Raw genomic sequence first — 20,135 nt, forward strand, 5'->3', positions numbered from 1 at the left:
CCTCCTGTGGAAAGGAGGGGGGATGCACGGAATGAGGGCATGCTGCGCCTATCCGCATCCGAGATGCTCGACTTCCTTCGCCGGTACTAGCCGGGGCAGGTTCGAGGGTCTGCGATCCATCGCACTCTCAGCGTCCTGCGACTTCGTAGAAGTCTGACGCTCCCCTGTCGGAATAATTACTGCTCCCCCACCATACCGCAGGTATGCTGGGCAGAGGAACGATGTGTCACGAGCTTGATCGCGAGGAAAAAATGGATAAAGTGCAGAAACTTGTCACTACCGGCATCACCGTTGGCGCGGGCATGCTCGGTGGCAAGCTGGTTGATTTCATTTGGTTGAAGGCAACTGGCAGCAAAGCGCCACGCAAGGGCACCGAGGAAGCGGCTGAAGCGTCCTTCCGCCGCGCATTGGGCTTCGCGATCGTCTCGGCCCTGGTGGCAGCGATCATGCAGACCGTGGCCGACCGCAGCGCCAACAAGGTTGTTGCCAAGTTCACCAAATAGGCTTCGGTGGCAAGCCGAGAGCGGGAGCAGTTCAGCTGAACTGTTCCCGCTCTTTTCGCATTACTTGTCCTCTGGCGCTTCGGCCTTGGACATCGGTGTTGCTCCGGTGGGCGGTGCGCCATTGACCCTGTTGACCACAAGGCTGAGCTCATCGGAGAACAGGGTTTCCTTGGCCGCGTGCTTGGTGCGGTAGCCGGAACGGCCGATCATGTGGGCGGAAACCGGCGCTGTCAGCAGCTGCATGCCCCAAGCCAACGCGAGGACCGGGATGACCGCCCAGCTGCGCAGGTAGATGGCCAACCCGGCGAAGATCAACAGGAAGCCGAGCACCTGCGGCTTGGTGGCCGCGTGCATGCGGGTGAGCATGTCCGGGAAGGTGAGCAAGCCGATGCCTGCGATCAAGGACATCAGGCAGCCGAGGATCAGCAGGATGGCGACGAGGATATCGAGGAAGAGTTCCATTAGGCATTCCTCTGATCCGAGACGAAGCGTGAGACGGTCACCGAGCCGATGAAGCCGAGCATGCACGCGGCAACCACGAACAGCAGGTAGTCGGTGTGCTTGTGCAGCACCATCTCCAGGCACAGGGCGGCGGAGATGATCAGCAGCATCACGTCCAGGGCAAGCACCCGGTCAAGGATTGATGGCCCCTTGGCAACCCGGATCAGGCAGGCGATGGCACCCAGCCCGAGCATGATGCCGCAGATCCAGATGACGATATCCAGCATGTCTACCCCTTCCTCGCAGCGAAGTCCGGTCCGCATTCGCTCTTGATCGCCTCGTACTCGTCACGGCTGCCGATGGCCATGATCAGCCGGCGTTCGATGTCCCGGATAGCTGCTCGTGCCGTCTCCACATCCTCCGGCGACTGGATGTCGATGTAGTGCAGGTACAGGGTCGACGAGCTGCGGTCCACGTCGATCACGAAGGATCCCGGGATCAGCGTGAGCACGTGGCCCACGGTCATCACGATCAGGTCCGAGCCGGTGCGCAGCGGGACGGCGATGATCGCGCTGCGGGTGTTCTTCCCGCGGGCCACTGCCAGCCAGGCCACGTGGACGCTGGCGGCGACAACCTGACCGAGGAACCAGATGAACAGCTTCACGCAGTACCAAAGGTTGATCCGGCCCGAAAGGACCACCGGCGGCAGCGGGAACAGGTTCACGATCACCAGCGCAATGACCGCCCCGAAGATCATGTTCGCCAGCGAGAAGTCCTGCCAGAGGGCGCCCCAGACGAAGAGCAGCAGCAGCAGGAGCGGCCACTCCTGCTTGAGTGTCGCACGGTGGCGCACGCCGGAGGTATCCAGCGCATCATCGATGCGCTGGTCGCGCGGTTCAAAGTTCTTGTTCGGCATCATCCCTCCAATCAGAATGGCAAGATCGAGCTGATATATGGTTCGCGGGCGATCAGCTCAGCGGCCACCCGCTCGCAGAATTCGAAGATCGGCCCGGCAAAGACGGCCAGGGCGATGCCCGCCAGCACCAGCGAACCGGTGGCATAGCGCATGCCCCAGGGCAAGGAGTCGGCTTCCAGCTGCTTGGCCAGCTTCAAGCCCAGGCGCGGGTTCTGCGCACCGCCGGCCAGCGTCTCGTCGGCGACCTGCGTCGCTTCGGCCACCAGCTCCTGGTTGGGCACCTCGGCATCGGCGGCACGGCGCCAGAACACGCGGGCCCACACGCGGATGATCGCCAGCAGGGTCAGCAGGCTGGTCAGCAGCCCGGCACCGATCACTACCCAGGTCAGCGGGTCGGCGTCCTGCGCGGCAGCATGCAGCAGCCCGAACTTGCCCAGGAACCCGGAGAATGGCGGGATGCCGCCCAGGTTGATGGCCGGGATGAAGAAGAGCAGGGAGAGCGCCGGGGACAGCTTGGCCAGCGAACCGAGCCGGGTGACATTAGAGCTGCCGGCACGGCGTTCGATCAGGCCCGCCACCATGAACAGCGAGGTCTGCACGATGATGTGGTGGCCGACATAGTAGATGGTCGCGGCGATGGCCAGCGGCCCGCCCACTGCCACGCCGAAGATCAGATAGCCGATGTGGCTGGTCAGCGTGAAGGAGAGCATGCGTTTGAAGTCCGTCTGCGCCAGCGCACCGAGGATGCCGATGACCATGGTCAGCGCGGACACCACCAGCAGGCCGGCGTTGACCGAGCCGCCCGGGAAGAGCAGGGTTTCGGTGCGGACGATCGCGTAGACGCCCACCTTGGTTAGCAGCCCGGCGAACACAGCGGTGACCGGTGCCGGCGCGGTCGGGTAGGAGTCCGGAAGCCACAGCGACAGCGGGAAGACCGCGGCCTTGATGCCGAAGGCGATCAGCAGCAGCACATGCAGGATCAGCTGCGGGCCCTGGCCCAATTCAGGCAGCTTCACCGCGAGGTCTGCCATGTTCACCGTGCCGGTGGCCGCGTAGATCATCGCGATGGCCATCAGGAAGATCACCGAGGAGACCACCGATACCACCACATAGGTGGTGCCGGCGCGGATGCGTTCAGCGGTGCCGCCCAGAGTCAGCAGCACATAGCTGGCGGTGAGCAGGATTTCGAATCCGACATACAGGTTGAAGAGGTCGGCTGCCAGGAAGGCGTTGGACACGCCGGCGAGCAGGATCAGGTAGGCCGGATGGAAAACCGACACCGGTCCGGGCTCATCGCCATCGGCCAGGCCCTGGCTGGTGGCGAAGAGCAGCACGGCGAGCGAAACAACCGTGGAGACCAGCAGCATGAACGAGCTGAACCCGTCGACCATCAGCGCGATGCCGAAAGGCGAGTCCCAGCCGCCAATGTGGATGGCGTAGCTTTCCCCGCCCCACACGGCGGCGAGCATCCCGGCTTCGAGCACCAGGGTCAGGGTGAGGATGCCGATAGTGATCAGGCGCTGCATGCGGACCTGGCGGCGGGCCAGGAATGCGGCACCGGCGCCGAAGATCGGCAGCACCACAGCCAACGGGGCTAGATCCAGGAAATTCACTCTTCCCCCTCGCGCACTGGGCGGCCTTCTTCATCGACGAATTCGGTCGTGTCCTCAGCCACCGGCGAGTCCTCTTCCTCGTCGTAGGCGGTCTTCTGGGACACCTTGATATCTTCGGTGTCATCGGTGAGCTCATCTGCGCTGGTCAAGGTCCAGGACCGGTAGATCATCGCGAGCAGGAACGCGGTCACTGCGAAGGTGATCACGATCGCTGTGAGGATCAGCGCCTGCGGCAGCGGATCGGAATACTCGTCCGCGGGCACCTCGGGGTTGAACAGCGGTGCCGCTCCCTTGCGGCCGCCACTGGTGAGGAGCAGCAGGTTGATGCCGTTGCCCAGCAGCATGATGCCCAGCAGCACACGGGTCAGGGTGCGTTCGAGCACCAGGTAGAAGCCGGCGGCCAGCAGCACGCCGGTGACGACGAGGAAGGTGATATTCACGCTCATCGGCCAACTCCTGTCCGTGATGCCTGGATTTCATCGTGGCGGTCCACCGGGCTGCGGCCCTCGGACAGCGAATCGATTTCGCTGCCCAGGGAACGCAGCACATCCTGCACGAGGCCAAGGACCACCAGATACACTCCAATATCGAAAATCGTTGAGGAAACGAACTTGTGCTCGCCGAAGAACCAGAATTCCAGGGCATAAGTGGTGAAGATGCCATCGCCCAGCAGCAACGGCACGATGCCGGCCAAGCCGGCCAGCGCAATGCCACCGCCAATCAGCATGCCCGGAGCGATGCGCATTGACTCGGACAGTTCCACGCGGCCTCCGGCCAGGTAGCGGATGGTCAGCGCCAAGCCCGCAATCAGCCCGCCCGCAAAGCCACCGCCCGGGGTGTTGTGACCGGTCAGCAGCGTGTACACCGACATGATCAGCACGGTGTGGAACATCAGCCGGGTGACAACTTCGAAAATGATCGAGCGGCGTTCAGCGACCAGCGTGTTGCCGGCCATCAGCCAGTCCTGGTTGGAGCTGGAAGCGAAACGCCGGGCGATGCGCAGCTCGGTTTCCTTCGAGTCCTTGGTGCCGATGGCTTCGGAGCCGGCGTCGATGCTGCCCGGGGCCACATGGTGGGCGCGTACCCGGTTGCCGAAGCTGCGTCCGGCGAAGATCAGCGACGCCACACCGGTGGCTGCCGCCGCCAGCACGGTAATTTCACCGAAGGTATCCCACACGCGCATATCCACCAGGGCCACGTTGACGATGTTCTTGCCGAATCCGTCGTAGTAGGCCAGGTCCGGCCAAGCCAGGGAAATGCGTGCCTCGGTGCGCGCGGCCATCATCGCGATGGCGATGTAGACGACCATCAAGGCCAGGGAGATCGCCAAGATCGCCCGGCCCCACTTGATCTTGGTCAGCCCGACCCACAACCGCTTGGGCAAGGCGCGCAGGGCGAGCACGAAGGAGACCAGCACGATGGTCTCCACCAGCAGCTGGGTCAGTGCCAGGTCGGGGGCACCTTGCAGGGCGAAGATCGCGACCATGCCATAGCCGGTTACCGAAACCATCAGCACCGCCATGAAGCGCTTCGGCGCGGTAATGGCAACCACCGCACCGGCGATGATCACCGCACCGATCAGCAGCTGTGCCGGGTGGTCGGCGATGATCCAGTTCGACGGCCACGGGGTGTAGACGGTCAGCGCGATGGCCAGCGGAATCACCAGCACCACGACCAGAATGACGCCCAGGTAGAAGGACAGCGAACCGCGCTGGGTGCGACCGGTGATCCAAATGGCCGCCTTGTCCAGCCCGTTCACCGACATGCGGTAGATCTCCTCGGCCGAGGTGATCATCCGGCGCAGCGGGGCGCCGGTGTCGGTGCGGTGGCGCAGCCAGAAGAAGCACAGGCCCAGGCCCACGGAAATGGCACTCAGCCCGATGGCCGCGTTGAAGCCGGCGAAGGGCAGCAGGTGCATCTTGCCAGGGCCGCCCTGCGCGGCCGACCAGTGGATGGCCAACGGCTCCACCAGCTGCGGGTAGAGGCCGAGGAACAGCGTCGCCGCCGAAAGAACCAGCAAGGGGGCCAGGAAGATCAGCGTCGGGGCCTTGCACTGCAGCGCAGGCAGCTTCTTTTTCTTCACGCCAAACGCTCCGAAGAAGAAGCGCAGCGAATAGGCCATGGTCAGCGCCGCGCCGAGCAGGATGCCGATGAGTGCCGCGAGCGACCACCCGGTATCCAGGTGCAGGGTCGCCTCGTAGACAGCCTCCTTGGCGACAAAGCCGAACAGCAGCGGAACGCCGGCCATGGAGGCCGCGGCAATGCCGGTGGTCGTGGCCAGGATCGGCATGGCCCGGCCCAAACCGGTGAGCTTGCGGATATCGCGCGTACCGGTGTTGTGGTCGATGATACCCACGCTCAAGAACAGCGTCGCCTTGAACAGGCCGTGCGCCAGCGTCATGGCCAGCGCCGCGAAGGCGGCTTCGGGCGTGCCGAAGCCGAAGACCGCGATGATGAAGCCCAGCTGCGAGACCGTGCCGAAGGCCAGGATCAGCTTGAGGTCGTATTGCTTGAGCGCCCGGTAGCCTCCGATGAGCATGGTCAGAATGCCGATGCCCACGGTCATGGGTGCCCACAGCGCGGTCTCGGCAAAGCCGGGGGCCAGGCGGGCGATCAGGTAGACACCGGCCTTGACCATGGCCGCCGCGTGCAGGTACGCGGACACCGGAGTCGGGGCCGCCATGGCACCGGGCAGCCAGAAGTGGAAGGGCACCAGGGCCGACTTGGAGATCGCACCGACGATGATCAGCGCCACCGCAACATCGGTGAAGGTCCCCAGCGCCACCAGCGCATCGGCCGACGCCATGATTTCCGACAGCTGGTAGCTGCCGGCCGCCGCGCCGAGCATCAGGATGCCGGCGAGCATCACCAGACCGCCGAGGGTCGTGATGATCAGGGCGTTCATGGCCGAACGGCGCGCGGTGATCAGGGCCTGGCTGAAACCGATCAGCAAGTAGGAAAGGACACTGGTGATTTCCCAGAAAATGAACATGATGATGATGTCATCTGCCGTCACCAGGCCGGTCATGGCCCCGGCGAAAGCTACCATCTTCGCCGCGAAGCCGCCGATCTGAGGATCATCATTCTTGAAGTAGCGGGCGCAATAGAACAGCACCAGCGCGCCCACGCCCAGGATCAGCAGCAGGATTGTCGCGGCCAAGGAATCCATGCGGAAATTCAGGGCGATGTTCAGCCCGGGAATCCATTCCATCTGAACTGATGGCGGCGCATTCGGCGCACCATTGGCCAGTGAATTGTCAGCGGAAAGCACCGCAGGCATGCGGGTCAGCAACCAAATGAATCCCACTGCAGGAACGACCGCCACAACGTAGAAACCGTTACGCTTCAGGGCCCTGAATATCAGTGGACATAAAAGAGCGGTCACAAACAGCGCAGTGAGAATTATTAGCACGCATTTCCTCTGTCGGCTGGTGGTGGGCAGAGTATCCAGAACGCCGCAAAAAGCGTCTGCATCTGCAATTTTATCAGCCAGCAGCTGCCTGCCATTGCAGGAATGTGTCGGTTATGGAATATTCCCCGCGTTTTCCGCAACCAGCTGATTTTCTGAATCGCTCGATATTTTCTAAAAAGTCGTTCCTATTCATTCGCTGATTACCAGTTGCCGGTACGATGCGAGCATGGGAATCAATCAGGTCGAACCGTCAGCGATTCGTGAAAAGTGGCTTAATAGGTACACATGGGCCTGGGCCAGCTGGGACTGGGGCCAAGCGGCGATCAACGCGGTAATGATTACCTTCGTCTTCACCGTCTATCTGACCAGCGAGCTTTTTGGCGATACCGATCATGCTTCATTGGTGCTCTCGCAGGCACTGGCCGTCGGCGGTTTGGCCATCGCCCTGCTGGTGCCAGTCACCGGGCTCCGGGCCGATGTTGCCGGACGACGCAAGCTGTGGATCGTGGTCAACACGCTGATTCTCGTGGTGATCTGCGCGGCCTGCTTCTTCGTCTACCCCGACCCTTCCTACCTCTGGTTCGGCGCTATCCTTATCGCGGGCATGTCTGTCGTCGGCGAATTCGCCGGCGTGAACTACAACGCGGTGCTGAACCAGATTTCCACCAAGGCAACGGTCGGCAAGGTCTCCGGCTTCGGCTGGGGCATGGGCTATGTCGGCGGCATCCTCGCCCTCGCCTTGGTGCTCTTCCTGTTCGTGCAGCCCATTGTGGAATGGCCGGGTGCCAATACCGATGAATCCCTGAACCTGCGCTGGGTGGCAATACTCTCGGCCGCATGGTGCCTGCTCTTCGCGCTGCCGCTGTTCTTCGTGATCCCTGAAGCACCGCCGAGCACGTCGAAGAAGATCCCGTTGGTTCAGACCTACAAGGTGCTGTTCAACAACATCAAGGAACTGTGGCGCAACGACCGCAACCTGCTGTTCTTCTTGTGTTCGTCGGCCGTCTTCCGCGACGGGCTGGCAGCGATCTTCACCTTCGGCGGGGTCATTGCCGCCGGCACCTTCGGTTTCGAATTGACCGAAGTGATCATCTTCGCCATCGTCGGCAACGTGGTTGCCGCCCTGGGTGCAGTGCTTGGCGGCCGGATCGATGACTGGGCGGGACCGAAGGCTGTCATTGTCGGTTCGCTCATCGGCCTGCTGGTGGCCGGCGCTGGCGTCTTCTTCTCGCCCAAAGCCACAGGTTTCTGGATCTTCGGCCTGCTGCTGTGCCTGTTCGTCGGGCCGGCACAGGCAGCTTCACGTTCCTACCTCTCGCGCTTGATTCCCGAAGGGCGCGAAGGGGAACTCTTCGGCTTGTATGCGACGACCGGCCGCGCCGTGTCCTTCTTGGCACCTGCGCTGTTCGCCGGGGCCATCGCCATCGCCACCCCGCTGGTGGCATCCGGTGAAGCTCAGCGCTACGGCATCCTGGGCATCCTGGTGGTCTTGGCTCTCGGCCTGCTGCTGCTCCTGCCGATCCGCGCGCCGAAGAAGGCCGCCTGAGCCAACCCGAGTGCAAACGGCGCTGGCTCCCAACAATCGTTGGGAGCCAGCGCCGTTTGCGAGATGACCAGGCGTGCTGCCGTTAGTTCTCGATGCTCGTCCGGTGAAAGTTCAGGTGGCTGCGCGAAGCCGTTGGGCCGCGCTGGCCCTGGTAGCGGTTGCCGTAAGGGCCGGAACCATAAGGGTGCTCGGTGTCCGAGGTCAGCTTGAAGAAGCACAGCTGGCCTATCTTCGAACCGGGCCACAGCTTAATAGGGAGGGTTGCCATGTTGGACAGTTCCAAGGTCACGTGTCCGGAGAAGCCCGGATCGATGAAGCCTGCGGTGGAATGGGTAAGCAGACCGAGCCGTCCCAGCGAGCTCTTGCCCTCCAGGCGGGCTGCCACGCCGTGGCCCAAGGTCACCACTTCATAGGTTGAGCCGAGCACGAATTCGCCCGGGTGCAGGATGAATGGCTCATCGGGGTCGACCTCGACCAGGCGGGTGAGCTCATCTTGCTCCACCGAAGGGTCGATGTGCGCATACTTGTGGTTGTCGAAAAGCCGGAAGAACCGGTCAAGTCGAACATCCACGGATGCGGGCTGGACCATCGCCGGTTCAAAGGGCTCCAGCCCAATCTCACCGGACGCTATTTCTCGACGAATATCACCATCTGAATACAACACGGATATAAATTTATCCTGACTTTCCCCGGCAGCCGAACTATTGGGCCAAATATGTACGGCGAGTCGATTCCCGCAGGCGCCTCCTGTTCACCCGCCGGTGGCGGATTTCTCACCAAATACCCAGTGTTTCCAGCTATCGTTAAGTTGGGTTTTCCCATCATCGCTCCGCAACACAAGGGTTTATTCAACATGCGTCTAGCCTCCGCGCTGACTGGCACCGTACTCGCCTCGGCACTGCTGCTCTCCGGCACCGCCGCACTCGCTGCGCCGGCTGAGGATCTGCCTGCGGTGGAGAGCTCGCAGCTGACGAAGGCATCGAGCCCCCTGGCCCTGATCAACCCCAGCACGAAGCTTTCGCCAGAAGACTACGTTCCAGGCAAGCTGGTGAGTGTTGCCGGCAGCTCGATGACCCTGCGTCCAGAAGCCGCCAAGGCGGTCGAAGCCCTCATTGCCGACGCACGCGCCGCCGGCCACTCGATCAAGCTGCTCAGCGCCTACCGTTCCTACGAGCGCCAGGCGGTGCTGTTCAACCAGTACCAAGCCAAATACGGCACTGCCTATGCCGAACGCATTTCTGCACGCCCCGGGACCAGCGAGCACCAGCTCGGTTTGGCCGCAGACCTGGGCTACACCAACAGCCGTGCCGAATTGAAGGCAGAGTTCGGCCAGACTCCGGCCGGTTTGTGGATCGCCGAACATGCGGTGGAGTACGGCCTGGTCATCCGCTATCCACAGGGCAAGGAAGAGATCACCGGCTACAAGTACGAGCCATGGCATGTGCGCTACATCGGAACCGAGCATGCCGAAGCGATGCTGGCTTCCGGCGCAGAAACCTTCGAAGAGTACCACCAGATGCTCGCCGACTCGCTTGAGAGCGCCAAGCAGAGCGAAGCTGAGGTTGCCATCGAGAAGGAACCGGCAAAGGCCAAGCAAGAAAAGCCGAAGGAAGAATCCCAGAAGGCTGGCGAAGATGTTGTCGTGGACGAGGACTTGCTGGTCCTGCGTTTCCTTCCGCCGTACCGCGACTGGGGCTTCGGCTTCACCCAGTAGCCACCCCGGGGCAGGATTCACTGCCAAGCCCGGACCTGGTTCCTCGTTCCCGGCGACGGGGACAAAGCGGCCCGAACAGGAAAAGGAGCCGCCAACTTTCAGCTGGCGGCTCCTACTAGCTTGAAGTCCTACTTCGCACGCACTGGGATGCCGGTGAAGGTCGGCTTCAGCGTCTCGGCAAAGAAGTCCTCGCCCTTGTCATCGACGACGATGAAGGCAGGGAAGTCCTCGACCTCGATCTTCCAGATTGCTTCCATGCCCAGCTCCTCGTATTCGAGCACCTCGACCTTCTTGATGCAATCCTGGGCCAGGCGCGCGGCCGGGCCGCCGATGGAGCCCAGGTAGAAGCCGCCGTGCGTGTTGCAGGCATCGGTGACCTGCTTGGAGCGGTTGCCCTTGGCCAGCATGACCATCGAGCCGCCGGCAGCTTGGAACTGGTCGACATAGGAGTCCATGCGGCCTGCGGTGGTCGGGCCGAAGGAACCCGAGGGCATGCCCTCCGGGGTCTTGGCCGGGCCGGCGTAGTACACCGGGTGGTCCTTGAGGTACTGCGGCATGTCCTCGCCGGCGTCCAGGCGCTCCTTGATCTTGGCGTGGGCGATGTCGCGGGCGACCACCAGCGGGCCGGTCAGCGACAGCCGGGTCTTGACCGGGTATTTGGTCAGCTCGGCCAGGATCTCATCCATCGGCTTGTTCAAATCGATCTTCACCACGGAAGAACCGCCGGTGCCGGTGACGCCATCGGTCTCGTGGTCGTGGGCCGCGATGGCCGGGTGGGATTCGTCCGGCATGAAGCGGGCCGGATCGGTTTCCAGCTGCTCGACAAACAGGCCTTCCTCGGTGATCTTGGCCAGCATCTGGCGGTCGGCCGAGCAGGATACGGCGATGGCCACCGGCATCGAGGCGCCGTGGCGCGGCAGGCGCACCACGCGCACGTCGTGGCAGAAGTACTTGCCGCCGAACTGGGCGCCGATGCCGAAGTGGCGGGTCAGTTCCAGGACTTTTTCTTCCAGTTCGGTGTCGCGGAAGCCGCGGCCGGTCATCGCGCCCTCGGTGGGCAGCGAGTCCAGGTACTTGGCCGAACCGTACTTCGCGGTCTTCAATGCCATCTCGGCACTGGTGCCGCCGATGACGATGGACAGGTGATATGGAGGGCACGCGGCGGTGCCCAGCGAGCGCAACTTCTCGTCGAGGAACTTCAGCATCGAGTTCTCGTTGAGGATCGCCTTGGTCTCCTGGTACAGGAAGGACTTGTTGGCCGATCCGCCGCCCTTGGCCATGAACAGGAACTTGTAGCTGGTGTCAGCGCCGTCCTTGGTGTTCGCGTACAGGTCGATCTGCGCCGGGAGGTTGTTGCCGGTGGCCTTCTCTTCCCAGGTGGTGATCGGAGCCAGCTGCGAGTAGCGCAGGTTCAGCCGGGTGTAGGCGTTGTAGATGCCGCGCGAGAGCGAAATCTCGTCCTGCTCTTCGGTGAGCACGCGTTGGCCGCGCTTGCCCATCACGATCGCGGTACCGGTGTCCTGGCACATCGGCAGGATGCCGCCGGCGGCGATGTTCGCGTTCTTCAGCAGGTCCAGCGCCACGAACTTGTCGTTCGGGCTGGCTTCCTCATCGTCGAGGATGTTGCGCAGCTGCTGCAGGTGGGCCGGGCGCAGGTAGTGCGAGATATCGTGCAGCGCCGTTTCTGCCAGCTGCTCCAAGGCTTCCGGCGCGACCTTCAGGAAGTTCTTCCCGTCCGGACCGGCGACTACCTCGACGCCTTCGGAGGAAATCTTGCGGTATTTGGTGGTGTCTTCGCCAATGGGCAGAAGATCCTCATAACGGAATTCAGGCATGCTCAGTCCTTGATTCAATCGTGGGTGCTCATCTGCCATTTTAGGCCTTTACCCCGAATTAACCGCATTCGCCGTTTGCACCTGAAGGTTTATCGCGACATGCTGTAATACATGAGCAACGAGAACGCCTCCGAAGCGCACGAGAACCAAAAGCCTGCCCAGGGCCCAGATGCGATCATCGAAACCCCGATGGACAAGCAGCGGGCTCAGCCCAAAACGCACTTCGAGATGATGCTGCAGGCCGGGCTTAACAAACCCGAGCTCTCCGGTTCGGTCATCGGCGCGTTCATGAGTGCAGAGGTGTACTTCCTCTCCCGCGAAGAGGTCACCGGCGAGAACAAGAACGCCCAGCCGATGATGCTCACCAACCCTTCGGGCGAAGCGGTGGTAGCGGTCTTCACCACCCTGGAGCGGATCCCTTCCTCGTACATCGACATGGCACCCTACGGCGTGAAGGTCCAAGGCGCCACCGTGGTGCGCGCATTGGAGAACACCGGCTTCGTGGTGAACCCCGGCGACGAGCTCAGCTTCGAAGTCCCCGCTGATGGGGTGGCGATTTTGCGTGAACAGCTGCTCAACGAGAAGCGTCCGGAATAGCGTTTCGTAACTTTTGCCACGATTTCCCGTGCCGTTTGCCGGTGCGCAAGATTCGTGGGATATGCTTTTGATGCCCGGGCCGTCAATAGGCCGCTCGGAGCACTGCGGGCGTAGCTCAATGGTAGAGCGCTAGCTTCCCAAGCTCGATACGCGGGTTCGATTCCCGTCGCCCGCTCAAGCGAATGCCGGGGCACCAATGGTGCTCCGGCGTTTCTGTCCCTGCAGCCAGCGAAGGAGCACGATGACCGGAGTCCTCGAAGGCTTCTCCATCATCTGGGTCGTCATTCTCGTCGGCTATCTGGTGGGCCGCACCGGGGTCCTCGGCGACCAGGGCCGCCACGTGCTCAGCCGGGTCACCTTCTTCGTGGCCAGCCCGGCCCTGCTGTTCACCACCCTGGCCGAGTCCGATCCGGTCTCCGTGCTCGGGCCGCTGCTCTGGGTGGCTGCCCTGTCCGCGGCCTTGACTGCGGCGATCTACTACCTGGCGACGGTGCGGACGCTGAAGCGCCCGGCATCGGAGAGCATCATCGCCGCGATGTCCGCCTCCACGGTGAACTCCGCGAACCTGGGGCTGCCCATCGCGTTGTACGTGCTCGGCGACATGTCCTATGCGGCCCCGATCATCCTCTTCCAGCTGGCCCTCTACCAGCCGGTCAATCTGGCAATGCTGGATGCCACCACCTCTCGACACCGCACCACCCCGATCGCCTTGCTGCTGGCTACCGCGAAGAACCCGATGATCATCGGCTCGCTGCTCGGCCTGCTGGTGGCGCTGACCGGCATCGAGCTGCCTTCGATGGTGCTTGAACCCGTCGATCTGATTGCCGGCGCCTCGATTCCCGCCATGCTCATGGCTTTCGGCATCTCGCTGGTGGGCTCCAAGCCGCTGGAAAAGAAAACCGGCCGCCGCGCCGACGTGCTGATCGCCACGGCTGCCAAGCTGCTCCTGCACCCGTTCCTGGCCTGGGTACTTGCCTATTGGGTCTTCAATTTGCGTGGAGAGCTGCTAGTGGCCTCGGTCATCATGGCCGGCCTGCCGACCGCACAGAACATTTTCGTAACGGCCATGCGCTACGACCACGGGGTGGTCGTAGCGAAGGACACCGTGCTGGTCACCACCATCTGCGCGATCCCGCTGATGATGCTGCTGGCGATCATCCTCGGAATCTGAGGTAACGTCGCGCGGCAGGAATAAGCGATCATCACTAGAGTGTTCTATGGACTACTGGTTCTATCCGCTCCCCTAGTGAGGTCATCATGAAGCGCACTGCACCCCTGCTGGCTGCCGCCACAATCATCGCCCTGTCATTGAGCGCCTGCGGGTCCTCCGGCTCGCCGGCCTCCCCCAGCGCCTCGGGTGGCGCCACGGCCGAAACCGGAGACACCTTGAAGAAGGTCAAGGATTCCGGCGTGCTGACCGTAGGTACCGAGGGCACCTACCGCCCCTTCTCCTACCATGAGGGCAGCGAGCTGACCGGCTACGACGTCGAGGTGATCGAAGCCGTCGGCGAGAAGATGGGCGTCGAGGTCAAGTTCCAGGAGACCCAGTGGGACGCGATCTTCGCCGGCCTGGATGCCGGCCGTTTCGATGTGATCGCCAATCAGGTCTCGATCAACCCTGAACGCGAAGAGAAGTACCTGTTCACCCAGCCCTACACCGTCTCCACCGGCGTGGTGGTGACCAAGAGCGACAATACCGACATCACGTCCTTCGACACGCTCAAGGGCAAGACCACCGCGCAGTCGCTGACCAGCAACTTCTACGAGACCGCCAAGGATGCCGGTGCGAATGTCGAACCGGTTGAAGGCTGGGCCCAGTCGATCACCCTGCTCAAGCAGGGCCGTGTCGATGCCACCGTGAACGACAAGCTGACATTCCTTGATGCGCAGAAGACCAACCCGGATGACAGCATCAAGATCGCTGCCGAGTCCGAGGAGAAGAGCGAATCCGCGGTCGCCCTGCGCAAGGATTCCACCGAATTGGCCAAGGCGATCGACACCGCCCTGGACGAGCTGCGCGCCGACGGGGAACTGGCGAAAATCTCCGAGAAGTACTTCGGCGAAGACGTCAGCAAGTAGCAAGCACTATCAGTAGACTGGCTCCACACGTGGAAACGCGTGGAGCCAGTTTCATTTGCGCAAAGGTAGCCCATGGATCCGAAATGGCAGTTATTCCTCGACTCGCTCGGGCCGTTGGCCCTAGGTGCGATCACCGCAACCATTCCGCTGGCCCTGATCAGCATGGCCCTGGGCCTGGTCATCGCCCTGCTGATGGCGCTGATGCGGATCAGCAAGAACCGGGTGGTGTCCTCGATTGCCCGGATCTACATCTCCATCATCCGCGGCACGCCGCTGCTGGTGCAGCTGTTCGTCATCTTCTACGGCATGCCCTCGGTGGGCCTGGTCATCGACCCGTGGCCCAGCGCCATCATCGCCTTCAGCCTGAATATCGGCGGCTACGCCGCTGAGATCATCCGTGCGGCGATCCTCTCGGTCCCCCAAGGCCAATGGGAAGCCGGCTACACCCTGGGCATGTCGCGCACACGCACCCTGTACCGGCTGATCCTGCCGCAGGCCACCCGGGTGGCCGTGCCGCCGCTGTCGAACTCCTTCATCTCACTGGTCAAGGACACCTCGCTGGCCTCCACCATCCTGGTCACCGAAATGTTCCGCAAGGCCCAGGAAATCACGGCTTCCACCTATGAGTTCCTGCTGCTCTACTGCGAAGCCGCGGCCATCTACTGGGTGATCTGCCTGGTGCTTTCGGCCCTGCAAAACTCTGTTGAAGGAAGGCTTGAAAAGTATGTCGCCAAGTAATTCCCCGCTGCTGGCAGTCTCCGGCCTGCACAAGGCCTTCGGGGCGAACCAGGTGCTCAAGGGCATCGACTTCACCGTGCATTCCGGCGAGGTGCTGGCGCTGATCGGCCCGTCCGGCTCGGGGAAGACCACCGCCCTGCGTTGCCTGAACGGCCTGGAAATCGCCGATGCCGGTTCCGTCGGATTCGCCGGCGGCCCGGAGGTGTCCTTCAGCCCCGGGATGAAGCCCAAGTCCGCGCAGATCCTGCGCAATCGTTCGGCGATGGTGTTCCAGGGACACCACCTGTTTCCGCATCTGACGGTCCTGCAGAACGTGAGCATCGGCCCGATCGAGGTGCAGAATCGCCCCAAGGACCAGGTGCTGGCCGAAGCGAAGAAGCTGCTGGCCCGCGTCGGCCTGGAAGCCAAGGCCGATGCCTACCCGAATTCGCTGTCCGGCGGACAGCAGCAGCGCGTGGGCATCGTGCGCGCGCTGATGCAGCAGCCGGACCTGCTGCTCTTCGACGAGCCCACCAGCGCGCTGGACCCCGAGCTGGTCGGCGAAGTGCTCACCGTCATCAAGGAATTGGCCCAGGAGGGCTGGTCCATGGTGCTGGTGACCCACGAGCTGGCCTTCGCCCGGGATGTGGCTGACACCGTGGTGTTCATGGACGGCGGGGTAGTCGTGGAAACCGGCCCGGCCGCCCAGGTGCTCAGCACGCCTGCCAACCCGCGCACGCGAAGTTTCGTCCAGCGTCTTTTGCACCCGTTCTAAAAGCAATAGAGTGATGCCATGCCCCAGGAAACGAATACTTTGCTGAACAGCCTCGTTGAAGGCTATGCCTTCGAATCCGCGTGCCTGGAGCTCGGGGCTGCGCTGATCGACGGCAAGGCCGAGCCGGCCGCCCAGGTCCGCCTGCCGCTGAAGATGCTCAACCGCCACGGCCTGATTGCCGGCGCCACGGGCACCGGCAAGACCGTCACACTGCAGACCATGGCAGAACAGCTCTCGGTGGCCGGCGTTCCGGTATTCCTGGCCGACGTCAAGGGCGATCTGACCGGCCTGGCGCAGCCTGCCGAGCCGTCGGACAAGCTCACAGCCCGTCTGGCCGAATTGGGCCACGAGTTCACTGCGCGCACCAATCCGGTCGAAATCCTCAGCCTGGTAGGCAAGGGCGAGGGCGTCCCGGTGCGCGCCAGCGTGGACGCTTTCGGACCGATCCTGCTGGCCCGCGTCCTGGAACTGAACGAGACCCAGGAAGAATGCCTGCAGCTGATCTTCCACTACGCCGATTCCAACAAGCTTCCGCTCGATGACCTGAGCGATCTGAAGGCGGTCATCAGCTTCCTGCTCAGCGACGGCGGTGCCAAGGCACTGGAAGCCCTGGGCGGGGTGTCTTCGTCCACTGCGTCGGTGATCCTGCGGGGCATCACCATCATGCAGACCCAGGGCCTGGACCAGTTCTTCGGCCAGCCCGAGTTCGATACCGCGGACTTCCTGCAGGTGCGCGACGGCGCAGGCGTCATCAACATCCTGGAACTGCCCTCGGTCAGCTCCCAGCCCATACTGTTCTCCACCTTCCTCATGTGGCTGCTGGCCGACATGTTCGAGGACCTGCCAGAAGCCGGAGACCTGGACAAGCCCAAGCTGGTGTTCTTCCTCGACGAGGCCCACCTGCTCTTCAAGGATGCGACCAAGGCCTTCACCGACGCGATCATCAGCACCGTGCGGTTGATCCGTTCCAAGGGCGTGGGCCTGTTCTTCATCACCCAGTCCCCCACCGACCTGCCCGACGAGGTGCTCGGCCAGCTGGGCAATCGCATCCAGCATGCGGTGCGTGTCTTCACTGCCAAGGACCAGAGCGCGCTCAAGCAGATCATCAAGACCTTCCCCTCCGGCGAGCTGGACCTGCAGGAGGCGTTGACCCAGGCCGGGGTCGGCGAAGCGGTGGTGACCGTGCTGGGCGAAAAGGGCGCTCCGACCCCGGTCGCATGGACCAAGATGTCCTCGCCGGGCTCGAATATCGGCCCCGCCTCCTCCGAGCGGTTAGAGCAGGTCCGCGGCAGCTCGGCACTGGCGGCGCAATATTCGGCCGCGATGGATCGTGATTCTGCCCGCGAAATGCTCGACGCCAAAGCCCAGGCAGCGCAGCCGGCCGCGGCTCCGGTTCCCGAGGCGGCGCCGGAACCGTCTCGGGAAAGTACACCACGCCAGGGCCGGGAGCGGCAGGAAGCGAACCCGATGATGGACATGGCCATGGATGCCGCGAAGGTGATTGGCCGCGAGCTGATCCGCGGTTTCTTCGGCAACCGCAAGCGCCGTCGCCGGTGATATTACCCGCTCATTCCAGCACGCCGTTTACTATCTGGGCCCGGAAACCAGATAGCCTAGCTACTGATGAACACTCGTAATTCCATGCAGATCTCCGCTGCCCGCCTGGCGCTTCGCTGGGCCATGGCCGCAGCGGCAGTCATCGTCCTGGTCATTGCCGGGTCGATTGCCGCCAACCGCACGCTCTTCTCCCCGCAGCACCAGGTGAAGGCGCTGCAGCAGCATTTGGCCAAGGGCGAAGGCGCCGAGGCCTTGGGCCTGATGCAGGCCCAGGTCCCGGAGGGCGACGCGGTGGCCCTGGACGGGGACGTGCTCAAGCGCACCCAGGCCGGGATTACGGAGTTCACGACGGACAAGGCCCAGCCGGTCGACGGCGATGAGCAGCTGCGCACCGTCACCGCTCACTACAAGGCCCACGGTGTGGAGAAGGAATCCACCTACACGCTGCGCCATGCCGGCAAATCCTGGCTGCTGTTCGACAAGTGGGCCTTCGAGCCGAGCACCCTGCCCAGCGTGAAGATCAAGGCCAACACCGTCAACGAAGTCACGGTCAACGAGCAGAAGATCCCGCTGTCCGCCGGCGTGAGCACCCTGCCGGTGTTCTACCCTGCGATCCTCGACGCGAGCTTCAGCACCAAGAACTTCGCGGCCGACACCCGCGGCATGGTGGTCACCGCGCCTGCCGAGGAACCGGTGGAGATCGCGTTGAAGACGGAGCCGACCAAGGAATTCATCGCAGCCATCAACACCAAGGTGAAGAAGTACCTCAACGACTGCGCCGAACAGCAGGTGCTGATGCCGTCCGGCTGCCCGTTCGCCTACAACACCTCTGCGCGCGTGGACCCGGCAACCATCGACTGGTCCATTTCGAAGTACCCGACCATTGAAGTGAACTACTACAACGGCGCCTGGGTGCTCTCCCCGCTGAAGACCACCGCCACCTTGACGTTGACCGAGCAGGATCTGCGCACCGGTGCCAAGGCCAAGAAGACCGTCAAGGAGGACTACTCCTTCACTGCCCAGCTGACAACCAGCACCACCGAAGTGTCGGTGGTCCCGGTGGCCGGCGGCGAACAGGTGGCCGGCTAGCGCCCGAGCAGTTCGCGGAACTGGCTGCGCAGCGGCACCGCGTTGGTCTTGAACTTCTGCCAGACCAGCAGCGCCGCCAGGCTGGCGGCCAGCGACAGCCCGGACCCGATGGTCACGGCGATCTGGATCCCGAACAGTTCGGCGAACCAGCCGATCAGCGGCGAGCCAATGGGCGTTCCACCCATCACCACCATCAGGTACAGTGCCAGCACGCGCGCCCGGTACTGCGGCGGCACCGAGGTCTGCAACATGGTGTTGCAGCTGTTCAGGAAGGTCAGCGACCCCAGTCCCACCGGGATCAGCACCAGGGCGAACGCGATGTAGTTGGGCATCCATGCGCTGGCGACCCCGGCGATGCCGAAGAACACGCCGCCGCCGATCAAGTAGCGCCAACGCGGAGCCGAACGCCGTGCCGCCAGCAGCGCGCCGCCGAAGGTGCCCACGGCCATGATGGAGCCCAGGATTCCGTACTCCCCTGCGCCCACCCCGTAGACCTCGGTAGCCATCAGCGCGTTGGTCATCTGGAAGTTCAGCCCGAAGGTGCCGATCACCCCGGCCAGGAAGAAGATCAGCAGCAGGTCCTTGCGGTTCTTCACGTAGGCGATGCCTTCGCGCACCTGCCCCTTGGCCCGCTCTACCGGCTTGGAGGGGTTCAGCGCGTCCTTGCGCATGAACACCAGCGAGGAGATCACCGCAAGGAAGGAGGCGCCGTTGAGCAGGAAGGCAGGCCCGGTGCCGACCAGGGCGATGACCGCACCGGCTACGCCCGGACCGGCCAGCCGGGCCAGGTTGAAGTTGGCGCTGTTCAACGCCACCGCGTTGGCCAGGTGGGTGCCCGGAACCACTTCGGAGACGAACGCCTGGCGTGCCGGCGCGTCGAAGGAGGCGCCGATGCCCAGCATTGTGGCCAGCACGTAGACGTGCCAGAGCTGCGCGGTGCCGGTGACCACCAGCAGGCCGAGGATCAGGGCGCAGGCTCCCATGAAGCTCTGGGTGAGGATCAGCAGCCGGCGCTTGTTGAAGCGGTCGGCGATCAGACCGGCATAGGGGCCCAGCAGCAGCACCGGCAGGAATTGCAGGCCGGTGGTGATGCCGGTGGCCACCGCATCGTGGTCCGTGAGCTCGGTGAGCACCAGCCAGTCCTGGGCCACGCGCTGCATCCAGGTTCCGATATTGGAGACCAGCGCGCCGATCACCCACAACCGGTAATTTGGTATTTCCAGTGCACGGAACATTTTCGACGCCATACTTATCGCCGGATCCCTCCGGCTCCTCCCGCCCTCCAGTCTAGCTACTTGGGCAGGAAAATGCTGAGGTTTCCTCAGATTATCGTTGTGATGC

Annotated in this window: 19 protein-coding genes, 1 tRNA gene and 1 riboswitch; of the genes, 11 read left to right on the forward strand and 9 right to left on the reverse strand. The window is 63.2% G+C overall.

Going from position 1 to position 20,135, the window contains the following annotated elements:
• Positions 1–55 precede the first annotated feature (55 nt).
• Positions 56–176, reverse strand: a riboswitch (TPP riboswitch).
• A gap of 75 nt (positions 177–251) precedes the next feature.
• Positions 252–503: a DUF4235 domain-containing protein gene (locus tag ATK23_RS09410; RefSeq protein WP_038991737.1), complete on the forward strand. Its 252-nt coding sequence runs from the start codon at positions 252–254 to the stop codon at positions 501–503.
• 60 nt (positions 504–563) lie between these two features.
• On the opposite strand, the gene mnhG is transcribed toward ATK23_RS09410, so the two are convergent.
• Genes mnhG through ATK23_RS09440 form a run of 6 tightly spaced genes read right to left on the reverse strand, consistent with a single transcriptional unit; the run spans position 564 to position 6,885 of the window.
• Positions 564–965 (reverse strand): monovalent cation/H(+) antiporter subunit G, encoded by a 402-nt coding sequence (gene mnhG, locus ATK23_RS09415; RefSeq protein ID WP_038991739.1) that lies wholly within the window; start codon positions 963–965, stop codon positions 564–566.
• On the reverse strand, positions 965–1,231 hold the full coding sequence (locus ATK23_RS09420; RefSeq protein ID WP_038991741.1) for an MrpF/PhaF family protein: 267 nt from the start codon (positions 1,229–1,231) through the stop codon (positions 965–967). The genes mnhG and ATK23_RS09420 overlap by 1 nt, the downstream gene beginning before the upstream one ends.
• 2 nt (positions 1,232–1,233) lie before the next feature.
• The gene (locus ATK23_RS09425; protein ID WP_322787531.1) at positions 1,234–1,860 is read right to left on the reverse strand and encodes a Na+/H+ antiporter subunit E; all 627 of its coding nucleotides are present in this window, start codon (positions 1,858–1,860) and stop codon (positions 1,234–1,236) included.
• 11 nt (positions 1,861–1,871) lie between these two features.
• Positions 1,872–3,473, reverse strand: coding sequence for a Na+/H+ antiporter subunit D (locus ATK23_RS09430; protein WP_066141118.1), 1,602 nt, complete (start codon positions 3,471–3,473; stop codon positions 1,872–1,874).
• Positions 3,470–3,919, reverse strand: coding sequence for a Na(+)/H(+) antiporter subunit C (locus ATK23_RS09435; RefSeq protein ID WP_038991744.1), 450 nt, complete (start codon positions 3,917–3,919; stop codon positions 3,470–3,472). The genes ATK23_RS09430 and ATK23_RS09435 overlap by 4 nt, the downstream gene beginning before the upstream one ends.
• Positions 3,916–6,885 (reverse strand): Na+/H+ antiporter subunit A, encoded by a 2,970-nt coding sequence (locus ATK23_RS09440; protein ID WP_066141121.1) that lies wholly within the window; start codon positions 6,883–6,885, stop codon positions 3,916–3,918. Before ATK23_RS09440 ends, ATK23_RS09435 begins: the two co-directional genes overlap by 4 nt.
• Before the next feature lie 226 nt (positions 6,886–7,111).
• Between ATK23_RS09440 and ATK23_RS09445 the strand changes: the two genes are divergently transcribed.
• Positions 7,112–8,431: an MFS transporter gene (locus ATK23_RS09445; protein WP_066141124.1), complete on the forward strand. Its 1,320-nt coding sequence runs from the start codon at positions 7,112–7,114 to the stop codon at positions 8,429–8,431.
• 82 nt (positions 8,432–8,513) lie between these two features.
• On the opposite strand, the gene dcd is transcribed toward ATK23_RS09445, so the two are convergent.
• Positions 8,514–9,095, reverse strand: a complete 582-nt coding sequence (dcd, locus tag ATK23_RS09450) for a dCTP deaminase (protein WP_038991749.1) — start codon at positions 9,093–9,095, stop codon at positions 8,514–8,516.
• 189 nt (positions 9,096–9,284) lie between these two features.
• Here dcd and ATK23_RS09455 point away from each other — a divergent pair, with 189 nt between their 5' ends.
• Positions 9,285–10,145, forward strand: coding sequence for a M15 family metallopeptidase (locus ATK23_RS09455; protein WP_066141127.1), 861 nt, complete (start codon positions 9,285–9,287; stop codon positions 10,143–10,145).
• A 128-nt stretch (positions 10,146–10,273) separates the two neighbouring features.
• On the opposite strand, the gene ATK23_RS09460 is transcribed toward ATK23_RS09455, so the two are convergent.
• Entirely contained in the window at positions 10,274–11,980 is a 1,707-nt protein-coding gene (locus tag ATK23_RS09460) for a fumarate hydratase (RefSeq protein ID WP_066141130.1), read from the reverse strand.
• 111 nt (positions 11,981–12,091) lie between these two features.
• Between ATK23_RS09460 and ATK23_RS09465 the strand changes: the two genes are divergently transcribed.
• The 8 genes from ATK23_RS09465 to ATK23_RS09500 all read left to right on the forward strand — a co-directional run bounded on the left by ATK23_RS09465 (position 12,092) and on the right by ATK23_RS09500 (position 18,794).
• Positions 12,092–12,577 carry an SseB family protein gene (locus ATK23_RS09465; protein WP_066141132.1) on the forward strand — a complete coding sequence of 162 codons (486 nt, stop codon included), beginning with the start codon at positions 12,092–12,094 and terminating at the stop codon, positions 12,575–12,577.
• 104 nt (positions 12,578–12,681) lie between these two features.
• Positions 12,682–12,752, forward strand: a tRNA-Gly gene (locus ATK23_RS09470).
• Positions 12,753–12,818: 66 nt separating this feature from the next.
• Entirely contained in the window at positions 12,819–13,748 is a 930-nt protein-coding gene (locus ATK23_RS09475) for an AEC family transporter (RefSeq protein ID WP_066141135.1), read from the forward strand.
• Between the two features lie 86 nt (positions 13,749–13,834).
• Positions 13,835–14,656, forward strand: coding sequence for an amino acid ABC transporter substrate-binding protein (locus tag ATK23_RS09480; RefSeq protein WP_066141138.1), 822 nt, complete (start codon positions 13,835–13,837; stop codon positions 14,654–14,656).
• A 72-nt stretch (positions 14,657–14,728) separates the two neighbouring features.
• Positions 14,729–15,394, forward strand: a complete 666-nt coding sequence (locus tag ATK23_RS09485) for an ABC transporter permease subunit (protein ID WP_038990297.1) — start codon at positions 14,729–14,731, stop codon at positions 15,392–15,394.
• Complete coding sequence (locus ATK23_RS09490) at positions 15,381–16,148, forward strand: amino acid ABC transporter ATP-binding protein (RefSeq protein ID WP_066141139.1); 768 nt, start codon at positions 15,381–15,383, stop codon at positions 16,146–16,148. The genes ATK23_RS09485 and ATK23_RS09490 overlap by 14 nt, the downstream gene beginning before the upstream one ends.
• A gap of 18 nt (positions 16,149–16,166) precedes the next feature.
• On the forward strand, positions 16,167–17,705 hold the full coding sequence (locus tag ATK23_RS09495; RefSeq protein WP_066141141.1) for a helicase HerA-like domain-containing protein: 1,539 nt from the start codon (positions 16,167–16,169) through the stop codon (positions 17,703–17,705).
• 66 nt (positions 17,706–17,771) lie between these two features.
• Positions 17,772–18,794, forward strand: coding sequence for a zinc ribbon domain-containing protein (locus ATK23_RS09500; protein WP_141358465.1), 1,023 nt, complete (start codon positions 17,772–17,774; stop codon positions 18,792–18,794).
• Here the strand turns inward: ATK23_RS09500 and ATK23_RS09505 are convergent.
• Positions 18,791–20,029, reverse strand: a complete 1,239-nt coding sequence (locus tag ATK23_RS09505) for an MFS transporter (protein WP_066141146.1) — start codon at positions 20,027–20,029, stop codon at positions 18,791–18,793. The genes ATK23_RS09500 and ATK23_RS09505 overlap by 4 nt on opposite strands.
• Between the last annotated feature and the right edge of the window lie 106 nt (positions 20,030–20,135).

This window comes from Glutamicibacter nicotianae, from assembly GCF_002797775.1.
GTDB lineage: Bacteria > Actinomycetota > Actinomycetes > Actinomycetales > Micrococcaceae > Glutamicibacter > Glutamicibacter nicotianae.

Coding starts and splice junctions, on each gene's coding strand:
- ATK23_RS09410 (WP_038991737.1), top strand. CDS start 252: ATGGATAAAGTGCAGAAACTTGTCACTACCGGCATCACCGTTGGCGCG.
- mnhG (WP_038991739.1), bottom strand. CDS start 965: ATGGAACTCTTCCTCGATATCCTCGTCGCCATCCTGCTGATCCTCGGC.
- ATK23_RS09420 (WP_038991741.1), bottom strand. CDS start 1,231: ATGCTGGATATCGTCATCTGGATCTGCGGCATCATGCTCGGGCTGGGT.
- ATK23_RS09425 (WP_322787531.1), bottom strand. CDS start 1,860: ATGCCGAACAAGAACTTTGAACCGCGCGACCAGCGCATCGATGATGCG.
- ATK23_RS09435 (WP_038991744.1), bottom strand. CDS start 3,919: ATGAGCGTGAATATCACCTTCCTCGTCGTCACCGGCGTGCTGCTGGCC.
- ATK23_RS09445 (WP_066141124.1), top strand. CDS start 7,112: ATGGGAATCAATCAGGTCGAACCGTCAGCGATTCGTGAAAAGTGGCTT.
- ATK23_RS09455 (WP_066141127.1), top strand. CDS start 9,285: ATGCGTCTAGCCTCCGCGCTGACTGGCACCGTACTCGCCTCGGCACTG.
- ATK23_RS09460 (WP_066141130.1), bottom strand. CDS start 11,980: ATGCCTGAATTCCGTTATGAGGATCTTCTGCCCATTGGCGAAGACACC.
- ATK23_RS09465 (WP_066141132.1), top strand. CDS start 12,092: ATGAGCAACGAGAACGCCTCCGAAGCGCACGAGAACCAAAAGCCTGCC.
- ATK23_RS09475 (WP_066141135.1), top strand. CDS start 12,819: ATGACCGGAGTCCTCGAAGGCTTCTCCATCATCTGGGTCGTCATTCTC.
- ATK23_RS09480 (WP_066141138.1), top strand. CDS start 13,835: ATGAAGCGCACTGCACCCCTGCTGGCTGCCGCCACAATCATCGCCCTG.
- ATK23_RS09485 (WP_038990297.1), top strand. CDS start 14,729: ATGGATCCGAAATGGCAGTTATTCCTCGACTCGCTCGGGCCGTTGGCC.
- ATK23_RS09490 (WP_066141139.1), top strand. CDS start 15,381: ATGTCGCCAAGTAATTCCCCGCTGCTGGCAGTCTCCGGCCTGCACAAG.
- ATK23_RS09495 (WP_066141141.1), top strand. CDS start 16,167: ATGCCCCAGGAAACGAATACTTTGCTGAACAGCCTCGTTGAAGGCTAT.
- ATK23_RS09500 (WP_141358465.1), top strand. CDS start 17,772: ATGAACACTCGTAATTCCATGCAGATCTCCGCTGCCCGCCTGGCGCTT.
- ATK23_RS09505 (WP_066141146.1), bottom strand. CDS start 20,029: ATGTTCCGTGCACTGGAAATACCAAATTACCGGTTGTGGGTGATCGGC.